Origin of the sequence: Raoultibacter timonensis, assembly GCF_022845715.1 — a bacterium.
Lineage (GTDB): Bacteria > Actinomycetota > Coriobacteriia > Coriobacteriales > Eggerthellaceae > Raoultibacter > Raoultibacter timonensis.
Genome location: NZ_AP025564.1, coordinates 1,386,862 through 1,405,046, shown reverse-complemented (window position 1 = coordinate 1,405,046; position 18,185 = coordinate 1,386,862). Strand labels below are relative to the sequence as shown.

17 protein-coding genes and 1 riboswitch are annotated in these 18,185 nt (G+C 65.3%); of the genes, 1 reads left to right on the top strand and 16 read right to left on the bottom strand.

What is annotated here, in order from left to right; genetic code table 11:
- From MWL89_RS05545 to MWL89_RS05480, 14 genes are all read right to left on the bottom strand, one after another.
- The gene (locus tag MWL89_RS05545; protein ID WP_102378633.1) at nucleotides 1-282 is read right to left on the bottom strand and encodes a hypothetical protein; all 282 of its coding nucleotides are present in this window, start codon (nucleotides 280-282) and stop codon (nucleotides 1-3) included.
- A 284-nt stretch (nucleotides 283-566) separates the two neighbouring features.
- Nucleotides 567-1,022 carry a deoxycytidylate deaminase gene (locus tag MWL89_RS05540; RefSeq protein ID WP_102378634.1) on the bottom strand — a complete coding sequence of 152 codons (456 nt, stop codon included), beginning with the start codon at nucleotides 1,020-1,022 and terminating at the stop codon, nucleotides 567-569.
- Nucleotides 1,023-1,031: 9 nt separating this feature from the next.
- Entirely contained in the window at nucleotides 1,032-1,676 is a 645-nt protein-coding gene (gene upp / locus MWL89_RS05535) for a uracil phosphoribosyltransferase (protein WP_102378635.1), read from the bottom strand.
- Between the two features lie 95 nt (nucleotides 1,677-1,771).
- Complete coding sequence (glyA, locus tag MWL89_RS05530) at nucleotides 1,772-3,031, bottom strand: serine hydroxymethyltransferase (protein WP_341801946.1); 1,260 nt, start codon at nucleotides 3,029-3,031, stop codon at nucleotides 1,772-1,774.
- 172 nt (nucleotides 3,032-3,203) lie between these two features.
- Nucleotides 3,204-3,794 (bottom strand): hypothetical protein, encoded by a 591-nt coding sequence (locus tag MWL89_RS05525; protein ID WP_244412052.1) that lies wholly within the window; start codon nucleotides 3,792-3,794, stop codon nucleotides 3,204-3,206.
- A 174-nt stretch (nucleotides 3,795-3,968) separates the two neighbouring features.
- On the bottom strand, nucleotides 3,969-4,409 hold the full coding sequence (gene rpiB, locus MWL89_RS05520; protein WP_244412051.1) for a ribose 5-phosphate isomerase B: 441 nt from the start codon (nucleotides 4,407-4,409) through the stop codon (nucleotides 3,969-3,971).
- A gap of 52 nt (nucleotides 4,410-4,461) precedes the next feature.
- Nucleotides 4,462-5,958 (bottom strand): glycerol kinase GlpK, encoded by a 1,497-nt coding sequence (gene glpK / locus MWL89_RS05515; RefSeq protein WP_102378640.1) that lies wholly within the window; start codon nucleotides 5,956-5,958, stop codon nucleotides 4,462-4,464.
- Nucleotides 5,959-6,134: 176 nt separating this feature from the next.
- Entirely contained in the window at nucleotides 6,135-7,118 is a 984-nt protein-coding gene (locus MWL89_RS05510) for an alpha/beta fold hydrolase (protein WP_244412050.1), read from the bottom strand.
- A 125-nt stretch (nucleotides 7,119-7,243) separates the two neighbouring features.
- Nucleotides 7,244-7,855 (bottom strand): L-threonylcarbamoyladenylate synthase, encoded by a 612-nt coding sequence (locus tag MWL89_RS05505; RefSeq protein WP_244412049.1) that lies wholly within the window; start codon nucleotides 7,853-7,855, stop codon nucleotides 7,244-7,246.
- Nucleotides 7,856-8,253: 398 nt separating this feature from the next.
- A complete protein-coding gene (locus MWL89_RS05500) occupies nucleotides 8,254-8,937 on the bottom strand; it encodes an ECF transporter S component (protein ID WP_244412048.1) in 684 nt (227 codons plus the stop codon).
- A gap of 1 nt (nucleotide 8,938) precedes the next feature.
- Nucleotides 8,939-10,420, bottom strand: a complete 1,482-nt coding sequence (locus MWL89_RS05495; protein WP_244412047.1) for an ABC transporter ATP-binding protein — start codon at nucleotides 10,418-10,420, stop codon at nucleotides 8,939-8,941.
- A complete protein-coding gene (locus MWL89_RS05490; RefSeq protein ID WP_244412046.1) occupies nucleotides 10,407-11,342 on the bottom strand; it encodes an energy-coupling factor transporter transmembrane component T family protein in 936 nt (311 codons plus the stop codon). Before MWL89_RS05490 ends, MWL89_RS05495 begins: the two co-directional genes overlap by 14 nt.
- A gap of 10 nt (nucleotides 11,343-11,352) precedes the next feature.
- Nucleotides 11,353-12,249: a DUF4430 domain-containing protein gene (locus tag MWL89_RS05485; protein WP_244412045.1), complete on the bottom strand. Its 897-nt coding sequence runs from the start codon at nucleotides 12,247-12,249 to the stop codon at nucleotides 11,353-11,355.
- Between the two features lie 9 nt (nucleotides 12,250-12,258).
- Nucleotides 12,259-14,376: a prenyltransferase/squalene oxidase repeat-containing protein gene (locus MWL89_RS05480; RefSeq protein ID WP_244412044.1), complete on the bottom strand. Its 2,118-nt coding sequence runs from the start codon at nucleotides 14,374-14,376 to the stop codon at nucleotides 12,259-12,261.
- A 116-nt stretch (nucleotides 14,377-14,492) separates the two neighbouring features.
- Nucleotides 14,493-14,638: riboswitch (adenosylcobalamin (AdoCbl) riboswitch) on the bottom strand.
- A 108-nt stretch (nucleotides 14,639-14,746) separates the two neighbouring features.
- On the opposite strand from MWL89_RS05480, the gene MWL89_RS05475 reads away from it, so the two are divergent.
- Nucleotides 14,747-15,112, top strand: a complete 366-nt coding sequence (locus tag MWL89_RS05475; protein WP_244412043.1) for an MGMT family protein — start codon at nucleotides 14,747-14,749, stop codon at nucleotides 15,110-15,112.
- Here MWL89_RS05475 and MWL89_RS05470 read toward each other — a convergent pair.
- A complete protein-coding gene (locus tag MWL89_RS05470; protein WP_244412042.1) occupies nucleotides 15,109-16,863 on the bottom strand; it encodes an NAD(P)/FAD-dependent oxidoreductase in 1,755 nt (584 codons plus the stop codon). The genes MWL89_RS05475 and MWL89_RS05470 overlap by 4 nt on opposite strands.
- Nucleotides 16,860-18,095 (bottom strand): aminoacetone oxidase family FAD-binding enzyme, encoded by a 1,236-nt coding sequence (locus tag MWL89_RS05465; RefSeq protein WP_244412041.1) that lies wholly within the window; start codon nucleotides 18,093-18,095, stop codon nucleotides 16,860-16,862. The genes MWL89_RS05470 and MWL89_RS05465 overlap by 4 nt, the downstream gene beginning before the upstream one ends.
- Between the last annotated feature and the right edge of the window lie 90 nt (nucleotides 18,096-18,185).

Here is an 18,185-nt window from a genome sequence, read left to right as displayed (position 1 = left end):
TTACTTCTTAACCAGTTTGCTCGCGCCGTACACGACAGCCGAGACGATCAAAGCAACGACCTCGGCGAGCGTAAACGGCAAAACCGCATCGCGAGCTACCACGATGCAGACGATAAGCGTTCCCGCAAGAAGCACGAACGATCCGAACACCCCTAGGAGCAGAGCGCCCGCATGACCGAGATTGCTGGTCGGCGTAGCTTTCCGAGCAAGCCTTAATCCCACTATCAAGGGGGCGAACCCGAGAACCCCGCAAGCCGCTCCGAGCACAATCGGAAGTATCATGTTCTGCTTTCTATCCAGAAACGTGTACTAGTCATACAAAACCATCAGTATGGTAACGGAACTTCAACAACCTTCCGCGAGAAAGCGGCGAAAATGAAGAAAAAACTTGGTAAATGGAGCCGATTGATCAGAAAAACTGTATAAAGCCGTGCAAGTAAGGCTCCGATGTGCGGAAACGAGCCGGGGCAACCGTTCGCCGACGGCTTCGGCGCGGCTGCCCGCCCGGCTCGAAAACCCCTATTCACAAGTTTGCGCGCCGCGGACGGCGTCGCGACGCGCAATCCCTATTCCTCGAAAACGCGTATCTGCATGCCGGCCTCTTCGAGCATCGACATGGCAAGCTCGTCGGGATACGGGTTTTGGTACACGACCTCTTCGATGCCCGCGTTGATGAGCATCTTCGCGCATACGACACACGGCTGCGTGGTGATGTAGATCGACGCGCCCGTAATGTTGATGCCGTAGCGCGCTGCCTGGATGATGGCGTTCTGCTCGGCGTGCAAGCCGCGGCATATCTCGTGGCGCTGGCCGCTCGGAACACCGAGCTCGGCGCGCAAACAGCCCGTCTCCGCACAGTGGCGCAGACCCGTGGGCACCCCGTTGTAACCGGTTGCAAGAATGCGGCGGTCCTTGACGATAACGGCCCCCACCCCGCGACGCATGCACGTCGTGCGGGTCGCAACCTCGGTTGCGAGCTTCATGAAGTACTCGTCCCAGGATGGACGGTCGTCGTAACTCATACGATCCCCTTACTTGGTTCCGAAAATACGGTCGCCCGCGTCGCCGAGCCCTGGAACGATGTAGGCCGCATCGTTGAGGCACTCGTCGATAGCGCAGGTGAATATCTGCACATCGTCGTCTGCAGCGAGAACGGTCTCGATGCCGACCGGCGCCGCCACGATGACCATGAGCTTGATCGTGCCCGAAACGCCCCTCTTGCGCAGATATCCAATGGCGGCCGTTGCCGAACCGCCGGTGGCGAGCATCGGATCGACGACGATGACCTCGCGATCGGCGATGTCCTCGGGAAGCTTCGCGTAGTATTCGACCGGTTCGTGCGTCTCCTCGTTGCGGTACATGCCCAAATGGCCTACGCGGGCGGCAGGCATGAGTTCTTGAACGCCTTCGACCATACCGAGGCCCGCACGCAGGATCGGCACGATGGCGAGCTTCTTTCCGCTGACTTTCTTGCACGTCGTCTTACACAGCGGCGTTTCGACCTCGACGTCGGCGAGCGGCAGGTTGCGCGTCGCCTCATAGCCCTCGAACAACGCGAGTTCCTTGACCAGTTCGCGGAACTTCTTCGACGAGGTGTCCCTGTCGCGCAGGATGGAGAGCTTGTGCTGCACCATCGGATGATCGACAAGCGTCACGCGTTCGTATTCGGTAGCCATGCTGAAAAACCCTTTCGTCGAGTCGGATGTACGGATCGGTGCAAGTTTCGGGGCCGGTCGCGGGCATAAACGCTTCGCGGCCGGTCCCGAAACGTTTATGCGCAGGTGTATTCGGGATAGAGCGGATGAGCGTCGAGCATCGCGTCGACCTTTGCTCGCACGTCGGCGAGCATCGCGTCGTCTTCGGCGTGGAATACCGTCGTCGCGATGAGCTGGCCCACCTGATAGAAGTCCTCCGCCGTGAAGCCGCGGGTGGTAGCGGCGGCCGAACCGACGCGGATGCCACTCGTCACAAACGGGGAGCGGGGCTCGTTGGGGATGGAGTTCTTGTTCACCGTGAGGCCGACCGTCTCAAGGAGCTTCTCGGCGTCCTTGCCCGTCACGTCGGCGGGCGTGAGGTCCACGAGGCACAGATGGTTGTCGGTGCCTCCCGATACGAGGCGCAATCCCCCGTCGATCATACCTTCGCCGAGGCGCTTGGCGTTTTCCACCACATGCTCGATGTAGGTCGCGTATTCGGGCCTCAGCGCTTCGCCGAACGCAACCGCCTTGCCGGCGATAACGTGCATGAGCGGACCGCCCTGCGCCCCGGGGAACACCGCCTTGTCGATCTTCTTGGCGATGTCCTCGTCGTTGGCGAGGATGAAGCCGCCGCGCGGTCCGCGCAGCGTCTTGTGGCTCGTCGAAGTGACGATGTCGGCGTAGGGCACCGGGCTCGGGTGGGCACCTGTGGCCACAAGGCCGGCGATATGCGCCATGTCGACCATGAAGTAGGCGTCGACCTCCTTGGCGATGGCCGCCATGCGCTCGAAGTCGATCGTGCGCGGATAGGCCGACGCGCCGCCCACGATGAGCTTGGGGCGCACCTCCTTGGCGATGCGGAGCACGTCGTCGTAATCGATCGTCTCGGTCTCGGGATCGAGGCCGTACGCCGCGAAGTTGTAGAACTCGCCCGAGAAGTTGACCGGGGAGCCGTGCGTGAGATGCCCGCCCTGATCGAGGCTCATGCCGAGCACGGTATCGCCGAGCTCGATAAGAGCCGTGTACGCCCCGAAGTTCGCGTTGGCACCCGAGTGGGGCTGAACGTTGGCGAATCCGGCGCCGTAGAGCTCGCAGGCGCGTTCGCGGGCGATGTCCTCGACGATGTCGACCTTCTCGCAGCCGCCGTAGTAGCGCTTGCCGGGATAGCCCTCGGCGTATTTGTTGGTAAGCACGCTGCCGACCGCCTCCATAACCGCCGGCGAAGTGAAGTTCTCCGATGCGATCAGCTCCACGCTGCCGCGTTGGCGTGCCAGCTCCTGCGATATGGCATCGGCAACCTGTGGATCTTCCTTTGAAACGTAATGCAGCGGCATGGCGCATACCCCTTTCAGCATACCCGGTAAATGATTTTTCCCATGCTAGCACAACGTGCGCATCTGCCGCAGCCAACGCACGAAAAAGGGCCGATCCGCTTGGCGGATCGGCCCTCGCAATGCGACAAAACGCATCGGGATGCGCCGTCGCGACGCGACGGCGCGATCAACGCTACATCGCACCGCCGGCAAACGCCTGGCCGAGCGCGGTGTCGAAGCCCGCGCCGGGCTCCCAGGTGTTACCGTTGAGCACATAGGGAAGGTCGACTGTGTTGGTCTCGGCCGGAGCCTCGCCGATCGCCTCCATGAGCATCGTGCCCATCTGCTGGTTGAGCTCGTCCATCGACTGGCTCATCGCCTCGGGATCCTCGGTAAGCGCGGTCACCTTGTCCATGAAGATGTTGACGCCCTCCATGAGCGACTTGCAGGTGATCGTTACCGTCACGGTGGCTTTCTCGCCGTCGACCGTCACGTTGTCGACCGAATAGTCGAAGCCCGTAAGCCAGGTGCGGCAGAACTCCTCCATGTCGATGCCGTACTCGTCAAGACCGGCATCGGCGGCACCTGCGCCCGCCATGATCTCATCGAGCGCTGCCTGGTCGAGGTTCTTGATGCTCTCGAGCTCTTCGGTCACGCCCTTGCGAATGACGTCTTCGGCCGATTCTCCACCGCACGCCGTAAGCCCTGCGAGCATCGTCGCCGCCAAAGCGGCGGTGAGCACGAGCAGCGCCCACTTGGTCAGTGATTTCCTTGCAGTTTCCAATGTCCCTCCTCAAATACCGTACACGTACACCTTGCCAGTATACAAGATGTTGTATACAAGGGAGCGACGAAGTAGAAAATTTATGTTCCTACCTTTATACCATTTTGCGCCCGTCGGCGAACGGCGGCGCAAGGAAGGCGTTCGGTCGACGACCCCGCTCAGAAAGACGCTCGGCTAGCACTCGTCGAGGGCCATGATCTTCTCGACACGGCCCGCATGACGGCCCTCGCCGAACGCGGTTTCGAGAAACGCATCGAGAATCTTCTCGTTCTCGGAAAGCTCGACGAATCTGCCGGACAGCGCGATCACGTTGGCGTCGTTGTGCTCGCGGCACAGGGCGGCGAACTCGGGGGTCACAATGTTTGCTGCGCGAACGCCGGCAACCTTGTCGGCCGCCATGGCCATGCCGATGCCGGTGCCGCATACGAGCACGCCCCTATCGGCGCGTCCTTCGGCCACATCGCCCGCGACGAGCACCGCGTAATCGGGATAATCGACGCGATCGTCGCTATCGGGGCCGCGGTCGGCAACATCGTGCCCCCGGGACACGAGATAATCGACCAGCTGCTGCTTCTGCTCGAATCCCGCATGGTCGCTTGCTATCGAAATCCTCATCGTAAACCTTTCATCGCCCGTGGTTGCCCGTTTCGCTCGGCTGCGCGCATCGCTACGCCGTCCGCGTTCTGCCGATCGCCTTATGCCAGCCCGCAAGCAGGGCATCGCGCACCTGATCGGGCATGTCGGGCTCGAACGTCGTGTCGCCCGCCCGCCTGTCGCACAGCTCGCCGGTGTTCTTCCAGAACCCGGTGCGCAATCCCGCCAAATACGCGGCGCCCAGCGCCGTCGTCTCCGTATTCTGCGGGCGGGCAAGCGGCGTCTGCAAGAGGTCGGATTGGAACTGCATGAGAAAATCGTTCGCCGACGCTCCCCCGTCGACGTTGAGGACGCGCATGCGCTTGCCCGCGTCGGCCTCCATGGCGTGAACGAGGTCGTGCACCTGGAAGGCGAGCGATTCGAGGGCCGCACGCACCACATGGGCCCGCGACGTGCCCCGCGTCAGCCCGTAGATCGCCCCGCGCGCTTCCGCATCCCAGTACGGGGCGCCGAGTCCGGTGAATGCGGGCACCACGTACACGCCGCCCGTATCGGCAACGGAGCGGGCAAGCGTTTCGGTCTCTTCGGCGGAATCGATCAATCCGAGCTCGTCTCGCAGCCACTGGACGAGCGCTCCCGCGACGAACACGCTGCCCTCGAGCGCGTATTCAGTATGCCCGACATCGGGCGCCGAGGCGGCGATGGTGGTCACGAGGTTGTTCGACGACGAGCACGCTTCGGCCCCCGTGTGCATGAGCAGAAAGCACCCGGTACCGTAGGTGTTCTTAGCCTCGCCTTCCGCATAGCAGCACTGCCCGAAGAGGGCGGCCTGCTGATCTCCCGCGACGCCTGCAAGCGGGATGCCTCCGAACACGCCGGGATGGGCCGTTTCGCCGAAGTACGACGACGAGGGCCTCACCTCGGGCAGCATCGATGCGGGTATGTCGAACAGATCGAGCAGCCACGGATCCCATCGGTTCTCGTGGATATCGTAGAGCATGGTACGGCTCGCGTTGGTGACGTCGGTGGCGTGCACCTTGCCGTAGGTAAGCGACCAGACAAGCCAGCTGTCGACCGTGCCGAACGCGAGCCTGCCCGCACGGGCCGCCTCGCGGGCGCCGGGCGTGTTGTCGAGGATCCACTTGATCTTGCTCGCTGAGAAGTACGCATCGGGAAGAAGCCCCGTCTTAGCTGTAATGCGCGACGACACTTCGGGCGCCGAGCAGAGCTTTTCGATTATGGGCGCGGTGCGGCGGCACTGCCATACGATCGCGTTCGACACCGGCGCGCCCGTTTCGCGATCCCACACCACCGTTGTCTCGCGCTGATTCGTGATGCCGATGCTGTCGATTTGGGCGGGGCCGACATCGCGTGAAACGAGCAGCTCGGTCAAAGCCGCGAGCTGCGACGACAGGATATCCTGGGGGTTGTGCTCGACCCAACCGGGCTCGGGGTACAGCTGCTCGAAGGGATGCTGCACCATATCGACGAGCCTGCCCGCCCGATCGAACAGGATAGCGCGCGACGACGTGGTTCCCTGGTCGAGCGCGACGACGTATTTCTTGGACATGGACGTGCACCTTTCGATCCGTTCGGTTTAGCGCATCCCATGATAGGCAAACGGCGGCGGGCGCGCAACGGCGCGCAAAGCGCAAGACGGCCTTGGCCCATGCTCGACAAAGCCCGGGGCGGGATCGTCTCGCGCAGCGGCGCACTCCCGAAACGGGCGCCCGACACGGACGGGGCTTATGCCCTATGCTCGTCGATCCAATCGGCCACGTCGGCGTACACCTCGGCCCGGCCCGGTTCGTTGAGAATCTCGTGGCGCATGCCTTCGTAGAGCTTGAGGTCGACCGTTTCGACGCCGGCTCGCCGGTACTGCTCGACAGCGCGCTCGACGCCTTTGCCCATGTCCCCCACGGGATCGAGGGCGCCCGCGATGAAGAGGAGCGGGAGGTCGGCAGGCACCGCCCCCGCTGCCGCGGCCGTAACCACTTCGCCGGTCAGATCGGTAAGAGTCGCATACCCGCCTGCGGAGAACATAACACCGCACGATTCGTCGGCGATGTAGGCGTCGACGACCGCATCGTCGGTCGAGATCCAATCGAACTCGGTGCGGGGGTTGTCGATCTTCTTGGCGAAAGAGCCCGCGCCGAGCCCGTCGAGAAACGTGCTCTTGTACGCGTCGCCCTTCGACGCGGCGATGCGGCGGGCGACGAGGTTGCCGAACTTGGAGAGAAGCAAGGGCTGCTGCCCCGTTCCGCAGATGACCGCAGCGGCCAAACCTTCGGCGAAGCGCGCGAGGTACGCGCGGACGATGAAGCTTCCCATGGAGTGGCCGAACATGATATAGGGCGTCTGGCGAGCGTAGCGCGAGGCGACCGTCTTACGCAGTTCGTGCACGTCGTTGATGAGCACCTCTTTGCCGCCGACGCTCGGAAGGCATCCCCACTCGCTCGGATCGGCCACGCTCTCGCCGTGCCCGATGTGGTCGTTCGCGCACACGATGTAGCCGCGGCTCACGAGGTAGCGGGCGAACTCGTCGTAGCGCTCGACGTGCTCGGACATGCCGTGCACGATCTGCACGATGCCGGCAGGCGCAATGCCGGGATTTTTCTCGGGTTCCCATGTTAAAGCTCTGATCTGGGTTTTTCCATCACTCGAACGGTATCCGATCCTGCCTGTCTTCACAGCCGAGCGCACATCGGCGCGCGTGGCGTTTGAACTCATGGCAATCCCTCCCTCAAGGTTGCTGAAACACCATTATACCCGAACTCGGCCGTCGCCCGGCAACGCGCCCGCGCCTGCCGAGAGCCCGCGCGTCTGCGCGGGGTCGAAGATCGGCGCCCGTGCGACTATCCGAGCGCCTGGATGTCGGCGATCGAAATGCCGCCTTCGCGAACCATCACGGGATGGCCGCTCGTGCAATCGATCACCGTCGAGGCGACGCCGCTCTTTTCCGCATCGTCGCGCAGGGCAACCGACACCCGCTCGAGCAGAGCCGGATCGATGTCCTCGAACATCCGCGGCGGCATCTGCCCGCTGATGTTGGCCGACGTCGTAGCCAACGGGAAACCGACGCGCTCGATGAGGTTAAGCGCAAGCCCGTTGTCGGGCATGCGCAGCGCGATGGTGCCGTTCGGCGCGCGGAACGGCACGGGCACGTTCGTACCCGCCTTCACCACGAGGGTCAAAGGGCCGGGCCAGAACGTCCGTGCGATGGCGAGCGCGAGATCGGGAACCACCTTGCCGTACAGCGACAGCGCCTCGGGATTGCCCACGAGCCACGCCACCGGCTTTCCGTGATCGCGCTGTTTGATGTCGTAGAGTATCTCGGGGCTTTGCGCCATGCCGACGGCAACGCCAAGGCCGTAGACCGTATCGGTCGGGAACACGATCGGAAGTCCCGCAGACAGGGCCGCAACCGCTTTCGTGAGATCCCGCTCGTTCGTCTCGCCGTACTCCATGATCGCATCGCATCCTATCGTTTGCACAAGCGGATCAACGTCCGCCTCACTGTTCGAAAATCGGCAGGGCCGCCGTACGACCCGATGCCGGGCAAGCATTGTAGCACGACAGCGCGAGACGGCAGAAAAACGTTGACCGCCGTCAAATCATTGTCGCGCTTTCGTTCAGGACCCTGAAATACCAGCCAACCGTCGGGCTCCATACGGCCGCATGCCGATCTCGGTTTTGCAGTGGACGCCCTCGGCGATGGCGGAAAAGATGGCAGGGAACGGAAGGCATTCGTCGCAAAGCAGGGCTCGGCGCGCAGCACCGCCGAGAACCGAGCCGTCGCCGAGGCCCGATGCGCATAGGTACCGAGGATTCCGGCAGCCCCGCATCTGCAAGCCCGCCAACGCGCTCAGATGCCGTACTTGCGCTTGATGCGATCGAGCTTCTTTCGCCACGGCTGATAGAGGATGGCGAGGAACACGACCGTCGCCGCACCGTGGACGAGGTCGAACGGAAGCCCCGCCCCGTAGGCGAGAAGCGCGGTCTGCCACGTAAGGGGATGGACGAACCCCACGATGTAGTAGCTGTTGAGCAGAAACCCGTAGAGCAAGGGCGCCGCAAACCCGTACACGTAGAGCACAGGTCGCTTCTCGAAGGCGCCGCGGTCGGCGAGAACCCCGGCAAAGTACCCGATAAGGCCCCAAGCGTACATCTGCCACGGCGTCCACGGACCCTGCCCGAAGAACAGGTTCGAGACGAGTGCCGCCAGTGCGCCCACCATGAACCCCGCCTGCCTGCCGAATGCGGCGCCCGCGACGATCGCGATGGCGGACACCGGCTTGAAATCGGGAAGAGCCGCAAACAGGATGCGCCCCGCCGCAGCGAGCGCCGCAAGCACGACCGTCGGCATGATCTGGCGAAGCGCCGGCTTGGAGGTCTCGAATCGCGCGAAGAACACGACGAGGGCACCGACGACGACGCCCAGCGAGAGGAGCGCGGTCTGATCGAACTGCGCGACAGCGCCGAACGCCAACGCCGCCAGGACGGCAGCGAGCGCGGGGATCTCGAGCTTGGGGAGAACGCGGGCGATCACGTCAGATGCATCCCCCGTCAGAAGACGAGGCAGCCCACGCCCGCAAGAACCCGTCCTCCCGATAGCGGTAGAACAGGTTGTGGGAGAAGAACGCCTCGGTCGGCTCAGTGCTCACGACTTCGCCGTCGAACAGCATGGACAGCTCGTCGGCGAGAACCGAAGCGAACGAAAGGTCATGCGTGGCGACGACGATCGTAGCGCCCCGATCGCGCAACCGTTCGAGCTCTCGCGCCAGCGCAACCTTCGAGGGCACATCGAGCCCCTTGGTAGGTTCGTCGAGCAGCAGCAGATCGGGCCCAGTCAGCAAAAGCTTCGCAAAGGCGAGACCCTGCTGCTGACCGCCGCTCAAATCGAACGGATGGCGCCCGAGGGCATCGGCGAGACCGAACCGTTCGGCCGCCGCGTCGACCGCGGCATCGTCGAAACCGCAGGCTTTCTGCCATTCGCGCAGTTCGTCAAGCACCGAATCGCACACGAACAACGCCTTGGGGTCCTGGGGCAAGAGCGCCTGACGGCGGCGAAGCCCGTTTTCCACCTTTCCCCGTTCGGGTTCGAGCACGCCCGCAACAAGCCGCAGCATCGTCGATTTGCCCGACCCGTTGCCTCCCACGAGCACATGGATGGCGCCTGCGCGAACGCGCAAGTCGGCTCCGCGCAGCACCCACGCGCGATCGCGCGCATAGCGGAAGAACGCATCGGAGCAGACGATGCACGGCCTGCCATCGAGGCGCGGCGAGGCCGCCGCGCCTTCCGCCGTACGCCGCGCATCCGCCGTACCTTTCCCCATCGGACGCCCGGAAAGCCCGTCGAGGGGTATTCGCTCGATGCCGTCTTCCCCGTTAAGCTCGAATGCCTCGGTTGCGTAATCGGTCATCGACTCGGGCGCATGGGTTGCCACGACCACGGTGATGCCGAGCTCGCGGTTCATACGGAACAGGGCATGGAGGAAGTTCTTCTCGGCGATCGGATCGAGTTGGGCCGTCGGCTCGTCGAGCAGCAGCAGCTGCGGCTGCATGGCAAGGATTCCCGCAAGGTTCACCAGCTGCTTTTGCCCGCCCGAAAGGCGGGCGGTCTCGGCGTGCAGCCACGGTTCTATGCCGAAGAACGCCGCAGCCTCGGCAACGCGCCGCCTCATCGCGTCGGGATCGACGCCGAGGTTCTCAAGCCCGAAAGCGAGCTCGTGCAGCACGGTATCGCAGACGATCTGGTTCTCGGGACTCTGAAACACGTAGCCCACCGCAAGCGCTTTCGCACGAGTGCCCTCGCCGTCAGGCATGCACCCGAGCACCTCGACGGAGCCCCACCGCGTGCCCACGGGCGCGATCTCTTGCTTGCAGCATTTTAAAAGCGTGGTCTTGCCGCTGCCTGTTTTTCCGACAAGCAGGGCGAACGCCCCCCGCTCGACGGCGAGGTCGAGGTTTTCAAACACCGGCACCTCGCCCGGATAGGCGAACCCGAAGCCCCGAAGCCTAAGCGCCTCCATCCGACGACCCCCTATAGGCGCGCATCCTGCGCTCGATGCGCCGCCAACGCATGCGGTCGAACGCATCGGCACCAAGCGGCGCGAACACGAGCACCGCGTACGGCACGTAGCCCCACCATGCGACAAGGGTGCTCGCAACGGGATAGAAATGATATTGCGAGCAGGCGATCCAAGCCAGAAACGCATTGCCGGCCACGAGCGCGGCCAGCACGGCGCAGGCAACGGCGTCTGCCGCCCTGAACCGATAGGGCCGATACTGCGTCCGCTTTTCCGCCGAGGCCCAGCCGCGGGCCTTCATGGCATCGGCTTTCTCGAGCGAATCCTCCATCGACCATCCCATGAGCACCGTAACGATGCGCCCGCGCCAACGCACGCGATCGCGAAACGATGCAGGCCGCGTTTTCGAACACGCTTGCTGGACGGCCTCGATCTCTCCACCGCGCCCGACGAACTGGGGCACCAGCCGCGCCGCCATCGAGAGCATGAGCGCAACCGTGGGCGCAACGTTGCCGAGCAGGGCCATCACCTTGTCGGAAGTCAGGACGCGCGAAGCGTTGGAGAACCACAGCAGCACCGCCATGAGCATCAGGCCCATGCATATGCCGTAGACGAAAGATTCCAGGTAGACCGCCCGATAGCCGATACGGAAAAGCTCGGTTGAGCCCGTCGACGAAAACAGCGGGTTGAGCACGGCGACGATCAGCACGACAGACACCTGCCACGCCGCGGTTCTCAAAGCCGACGGCCAGCCTTTAAGCCATGCGTTGCACAGCCACGCGGCAGCAACCGCGAGCGCAAGATACACCGGCTGCATGGCCGCCATGGCCAATACGAGCACCGAAGCGAAATAAACGAGGGCGACAACCGGGTGGTACCGGTCGAAAACGGTTGTCGGAATGCCGCTGTCGGATCGAGGGCCCATCGGCATCGACCTACAGATCGTTTCCCATATCGAGGGTGTAGACGAACGTGATGCTCTCGCCACCGTTAAGGCGGTACGATCCGGGTCCGTATCCGGGTGAAACCCCGTTGACGAAATAGAGCCAACCGCTCGTGCTGCTGCCGCACCCGAATTCCGAGAGCCCGTTGATCGAGCTGACGTACGTGCTCGATCCGCCGATGGAAACGCCCGTGGCCGCCAGCGCGTCGTAGACGCTCGCCCCCTGCTGCAGCGTAACCGACGTCGAGGCCATGCACGACGCATAGCCGAAGCTCGCGGCACGCGAGCTGTCAACGTACACCGACACGGTGATGGTGGCGGGCGCCGGAGCGGGTTCCGGCTCCGGCGCGGGCGTTGGGGCCGCTTCGGGAGCAGAAGCGCCGCCGGACGCCCCCGATCCTTCGGACACCGCATCCGGAGCCTCGGGCGGCACTTCGGCGGCCGAGGCGTCCCGGGCGTCGGCTTCTCCCTCCCCCGGTACGCCCTCGCCCTCAGCGCCATCGGCCTCGTCGGATTCGTCGGCCTCCCGATCGACGGAAGCCGGACGCTCCGTATCGCCCGTTTCGGTGCCGTCGTGCGCAGCCGTAGTCGCCTCGCCTGTCGTGCGGAGCATATCGTCGGGGACGATCGAAACCAATCCCGCCGCGTGGCCGGCCGCCAAGCCGAGCGCGCACAGAAGCACGACGACCGCGCATGAGACGATCACGAGGCTCGGCCGCTTGCGCAACGGCCGCTTCGCTTCGTTCTCGGCCGCGCCGTCGCCCGCATCGCGCCCGTCGTCGGTTTCGGCTACCGGCGCTATCCTTGCGGTCGCCTCGGTTTCCCGTACGCAGCCCTCAGCGCGCTCGCCGACTTCGGCCGATTCGATGTTTTCGGGTTTCTCCGGCATCGGACCCCACTACCTGACGCCGGAAGGCCGAGCAGGACGGCTCCGCTTGCGCAGCGCCAGAGCCGCACCCGCCAGCGCGCACAAAGACAGCGCCGCAGCGCTTGCGGCCGACGTCGGATCGCCCGTCTGAGCCAAGCCGCCGGAGCCGCCGTCCGCGACGGAGCCTTCCCCGTCGGCTGCGCCGGGCAAACCGGCCACGCCGTCGACGGCTTGCAGGTACACGTTGTAGGCGGCGCCGGTGTTCTTGAGGCCCTGATAAGCGGCCATCGCCCTGAACCCCTGCTCGGTCGCCATCTCGTTGGCCGAGCCCCCGTAGAGAAAGCCGGCTTGCGAAGAATCCGCAAACGAGAGAAGCGCCGACATCGGCGTTGCACCGCTCTCGACGACCCATGACGAAGCGGGGTCGATGCCGACGGCCGCAAGGGCTATCACCGCCATGGCGGTGGAATTGACGTTCGAGCGGTCTTCGTAGCCCCCTGCGACCGTCATCGGAAAACCGCCGTCCTCGCGCTGCAGGCCTCTGAGGGCGGCAAGCGCGGACTCGAGAGCGGACTCGATGCGAGCGTCGCCGCGATACGGGGCGAGCGCGGCGATGGCCATCGCCGTCACGTCGGCGTCGGCGGACGAACCCGAGTAGGCAAACCCGCCGTCGGGCTTCTGGCTCGCAAGCACTTCCTCGAGAAGCGTTTCCTCGACTCCCGACGCCGTCGATGCGGCACTCGAAAGCGTCGCATCCGCCGATGCTCCGCGCGCTGCCGCGCGATAGGCAAGCAAGGCGAACAACTTACCGTTTATCGATTCCGTCGCCATCGGAGTCGATCCGAGCGCGTCGACGAGGCTCGTGCCGTCCGCATCGGCTATCGTCGAAGCGTCGATGCCGAGGGCGGTAAGCGCAAGGATAGCCTTTTGGATGTTGGTTCGGTCGAGAGATGCAAGCGCTGCTCTCGCTTCGGCGATCAGGCCTTCGCGATCGACCGCCGAGCCGTTGCCGATCGCGGCAAGATCGAGCGCCTCCCACGGATCCGCCGTGCCCGCAAACGAAGCGGCGATGGAGCCGAACAGCCGACCGTACGACGCACTGTCGAGATCGATCGGAAAGTACGCCTCATCGCCCGACCCGCTGCCGGTCGCGACGCCCGAGCCTTCGCCGGCTGCAGCCACGATGGCAGCCCAGTCGGATGGAGCAACCGCGGTCGGGTAGCTCGACCAAGCAAACTGATAGGTCACCTCGTTGACAAGGGCCTCGTTTTTCTGGCCTTCGACTCCCCCCGCATAGCGACAATCCTTGTATGCAGCCCAATACAGAGAGCCGTTCGATGCATTATGCACCTCGGAGCCGCCTTTCGCCGTAACCGCAACGAGAGAGGGGCCGTACCCTGTATCTTCGAACTCGTAGTCCTCGATATCCCCCGCCGCCTTTGCGGCCGCGAACAGATCATCGACCGTCGCGCCGTCGGCGAATCGATACGTCTTGTTCGCAACGACGATAGGCTCGCCATCGTAGTCGATGCCGCCGACGATCGTGAGAGTCGCCGCGTCGCCGGTCGACACCGATCCGCCCGCCACCTGCGAGCTCTCGGTCGCATCGTCGACGAGGGGCTGCCAATCGGCGGGCGCGGTTGCCGTGGGGCTGCTCGCCCATGCGAACTGGTAGCTCACCGCATCGACGAGCTTTTCCGATCCCTGCGCATCGGTTCCCGAGGCATACGCTTCGTTTTTATAGCTTGCCCAATACAGCGAATAGTCGGCCTCGTTCGCAGCGGTTGCGCCTCCGCTCGTCGTCACCGAAGACAGATAGCCCCCCGAAAACGTGTAGTCCTTGATATCCCCCGCCGCCTTTGCGGCCGCGAACAGATCATCGACCGTCGCGCCGTCGGCGAAACCGTACGTCTTGTTCACGACGATGGTCGGAGAACCGTCCATGCCGAGCCCGTACACGATCGTCAGCGTTGCGGTTCCCGCAACCTGTTCGTCTGCCGCAGAAGAAATCCCCGGGCCCTCGGCAAAGGCGCTTCGCGGCACTGCTCCCACGCACAGCGCCAGAGCCAGAATTACAGCCCCGAGCCTCATCAAGATGGTCTGATTCGAGCGAATCGGCGACGAAGCCGAATAAGCGGTTCGATTCACTGCCTTCCTTCCGTTGCAACCAATACCGAAAAAAGAAGACAGCATCGCTTCTGCGGTCTCTCGACCGCTACCCGCTTCGGGTCCGCATGGCAAGCCGAGGCCGCATTGCGGCGCCCAGGTTGCGCCTGCAGTAACTCGCTGCACGCGCAAACACGTTTCCCGATGAGTGTTCTGACTGAACGGATAAGCATCCGCGTCACAGTGGCGGTACCGCGCGGGAATCTCACCCGGCTTCCCTCGATCGAGACGTCTTCTTTCGTTCGGCAGATTATACACTGACGCCCGCTATACGGACGCGCAACCGCTTCAGATATCTGTGGTATCCTACGAAACCGTCACCGAAAGGCTTACCGTGCACGAAAGGGTTTTCATGCCGACGTTTTCCGAACGCGTCTTCGATATTGTGAGGCAGATCCCCGAGGGCAAGGTTTCAACCTACGGGCAAATCGCCCGCATGATGGGATCGCCGCGGTCGGCGCGCTACGTCGGCTGGGCGCTGCGCGGCAACAAAGAGCCCGTGGCCACACCGTGCCATCGGGTGATTTTCAAAGATGGCCGCATCTGCGAGGGCTACGCGTTCGGCGGGCCCGATGCGCAGCGAGAGCTTCTCGAGAGCGAAGGCGTCGCGTTCCTCGACGATACGCACGTGGATATGGACGCCTGCCTTTGGGAGCCCGACGCCGATCGGCTCGCACCGCCGCCCGACATCGACTGGAAGAAGGAGATGGGCGTCTAGGGCGTCTCGGCGAGTTCGGCCGCGAGGGCCTCGGCTGCGCGCAGGCCGTCGACGGCCGCGCTCATGATGCCGCCCGCATAGCCCGCGCCCTCCCCGCACGGGTACAGCCCGCATCCCGCCTCCTTGCGGCCCCCGGCCTCGCAACGCGGCCCCTCGCCCGCCGCCGCGCTTGTACGCCCCTCGGCGAAAAGGGCTTGGAAGCGCCCGTCGCGCACGATGCGTACCGGAGACGAGCTGCGGGTCTCGACGCCCGTCATGACCGCCTGGGCGTCGGCGAACCCGCGCAGCTTCCGGTCGAGCAGCGGCAGGGCCTCCGCGATCGCGTCGGCGACGAAACCCGGAAGGCACTCCCGCAGATCGCACCACACGACGCCGCGCGCGTAGGTCGGGGAGACGTGCTTCGACGGGCTTCCGCCCGCGTTCGCAAGGAAGTCCCCGACGGTCTGGGCGGGCGCTGCGAAGGGGGCGCCGTCCGCCTGCCCGGCGCACCGGTAGGCGGCACGCTCGATCGCGCGCTGGAACTCCACGCCCGCCAGCGCATCGTCGCCGGGGAAATCGGACGGGTCGACGCCCACGAGCAGCGCGCTGTTGGCGTTTGCCCCGTCGCGCGCGTAGCGGCTCATGCCGTTCACCACCACGCCGCCGCGCTCGCTCGCGGCGCAGACGACCTCGCCGCCCGGGCACATGCAGAACGTGTAGACGCCCCGGCCGCTTTCCAGATGCACGGCGAGCTTGTACTCGGCTGCGCCGAGCGCGGGATGCGCGGCGGCCCTGCCGTACTGGGCGGCATCGATCATGCTCTGAGGATGCTCGATGCGCACCCCCACCGAGAACGGCTTGCGCTCCAAACGCACGCCCGCATCGCGCAGCATCGCAAACGTATCGCGCGCCGAATGCCCGCAGGCGATGATGACGCGCTCGGCCTCCACGGTCTGCGCCGCGTTCGAACGTGCGTCGAACAGCGTGGCGGTCTTGAGCGCTCCGTCCGAAAAGCCGAGCGATTCGAGGCGCGTTTCGAAGCGCACGCTTCCCCCTGCTTCGACGATCGCCTCGCGCAGGGCGCGCACCACGCCGACGAGCCTGTCGGTTCCCACGTGCGGCTTCGCCTGCCAGAGGATCTCTTCGGGCGCGCCCGCCTCGACGAACCACCGCAGCACATGCGCCGTGTAGGGGTTCTTCGTGTTGGTGGTGAGCTTGCCGTCGGAAAACGTTCCCGCCCCGCCCTCGCCGAACTGGATGTTCGCCTCCTCGTCGAGGAGCCCCGTCCGCTCGAACGCGGCGACGGCGCGAACGCGGTCCTCGACGGCGGGACCGCGCTCGACGAGCAGCGGCCGCAATCCCGCACGCGCAAGATAGAGCGCCGCGAACAGCCCCGCCGGTCCCGCTCCCACAACGAGGGGGCGCGCCGCGCCGCGCGAACCGGGAACGCCCGGCGCATCCTGCGGCGGGGCAAGAGCCCGACCGGACAGATCGGGAATGGGAAGGGGCGCATACGCCGCATGGCGCTTCGCCCCGCCCGCAACGAGGCGTTCTTCGAGCGCTTCGTCGGCGAGCGCGACGACGACGGTGCAGACGAAGTGCACATCGGCCTTCTTGCGCGCATCGACGCTGCGCTTCGCGAGCCGCACCGCGGATATCGCATCGGGTGCGATGCGCAGCGCGCGGGCGGCCGCAGCGCAGAGCGCCGCATCGGCATCGGATCCGGGGGAGAAGGCGTCGAGCGCCACGCGCAGGTTCGAAACCTCGATCATCGGCACAACCGCCCGACGGCGTTGCGGGCCGCGAGCATGCCGCTCGTCCAAGCCCAATGAAGGTTGTACCCCCCGCACGGAGCATCCACGTCGAGGGCTTCGCCGACGACGTGCAAGCCCGCATGCAGCCGCGACTCCATCGTCTCGGGCGCAAACGAAGCCACGTCGAAACCGCCGCGGCTCACCTGGCATTGCCGAACGTCGCCGATGCCCGCAACCTCGAGCGCGAACGATTTCGCCGCACGGGCGAGATCCGCCGTGCGGCCGCGCGAAAGGGGGGCGTCCGGCTGCACGCCGATCGAGGCGAGCACCGCCCGCGCAACCGGGGCGAGCAGCATGCCCGATACGAGGTCGACGGCGCTTCGTGCGCCGAATCGCTCCGCGCGCGAAGCGAGGTCGGCCGCAAGCTCGGCCTCGCCCATCCCGGAAACCAGATCGAGGGAAAGCACGTCGCCCGCTTCGGCGAACCGCGAGAGGTCGAACACCGCGATGCCCGAAACGCCGTAGTCGCGGAACAGCACCTCGCCCGTTTCACGCGCCTTGAGCGCGCCGCCCGCATGCAACCGCCGCCGATCGCGCGCGCCCGCTTCGGCCGGACGGCCGTACAGCGAGGCCTCGCAGCGCACGCGGATGTTGTTGAGGCCCTTGAGGGGGGCGCGCTCGGTTTTGAGCGGCCCGAGCACGGGCCGGACGTCCGCGAAGCCGTAGCCGGGCGGAACGAGCGATTGCGCCGCACCGCCCCCGCACGCGATTACGACGGCGTCGGCGAACACCGTGCCGTCATCGGCGAAGCAGACGAGGAAGCGCCCGTCGACGGGCGTGACGGCAACCGCTTCGGCACCGCACGCCTCCTGCACGCCGCCCTCGCGCGCCGCGAACCTCAGCACGTCGAGCACCGAGCTCGCCTTGTTCGTCAGCGGATAGAGCCGCCCCTCGCCGTCCTCGCGCATCACAAGCCCCAGATCCCCGAAGAACGAACGCACCTCGGCAGGGGGAAGCGCTCGGTACGCATCGCCGACGAAGCCGGCGTTGCGGTACGCGCTCGCGTCGGATTTCGCGTTGGACAGGTTGCAGCGGCCGTTTCCCGTTGCGAGGATGCTCTTGCCGACGCGCCCGTCCGCTTCGTAGACGGTTATGCCGACCTCCGAAGAGCGCGCGCGGGCTTCGCGTGACGCCTCGACGGCCGCCGCGAGGCCTGCTGCCCCGCCCCCTATGATTGCTAGCGTTTTCATAGGCCCATGATAGCGCATACTCCCGCATCTGCCGCCGATGCGCCGGCAACTCCCACCATCTGCGCACGCGCGCCTCGCGCCGCACGGCTG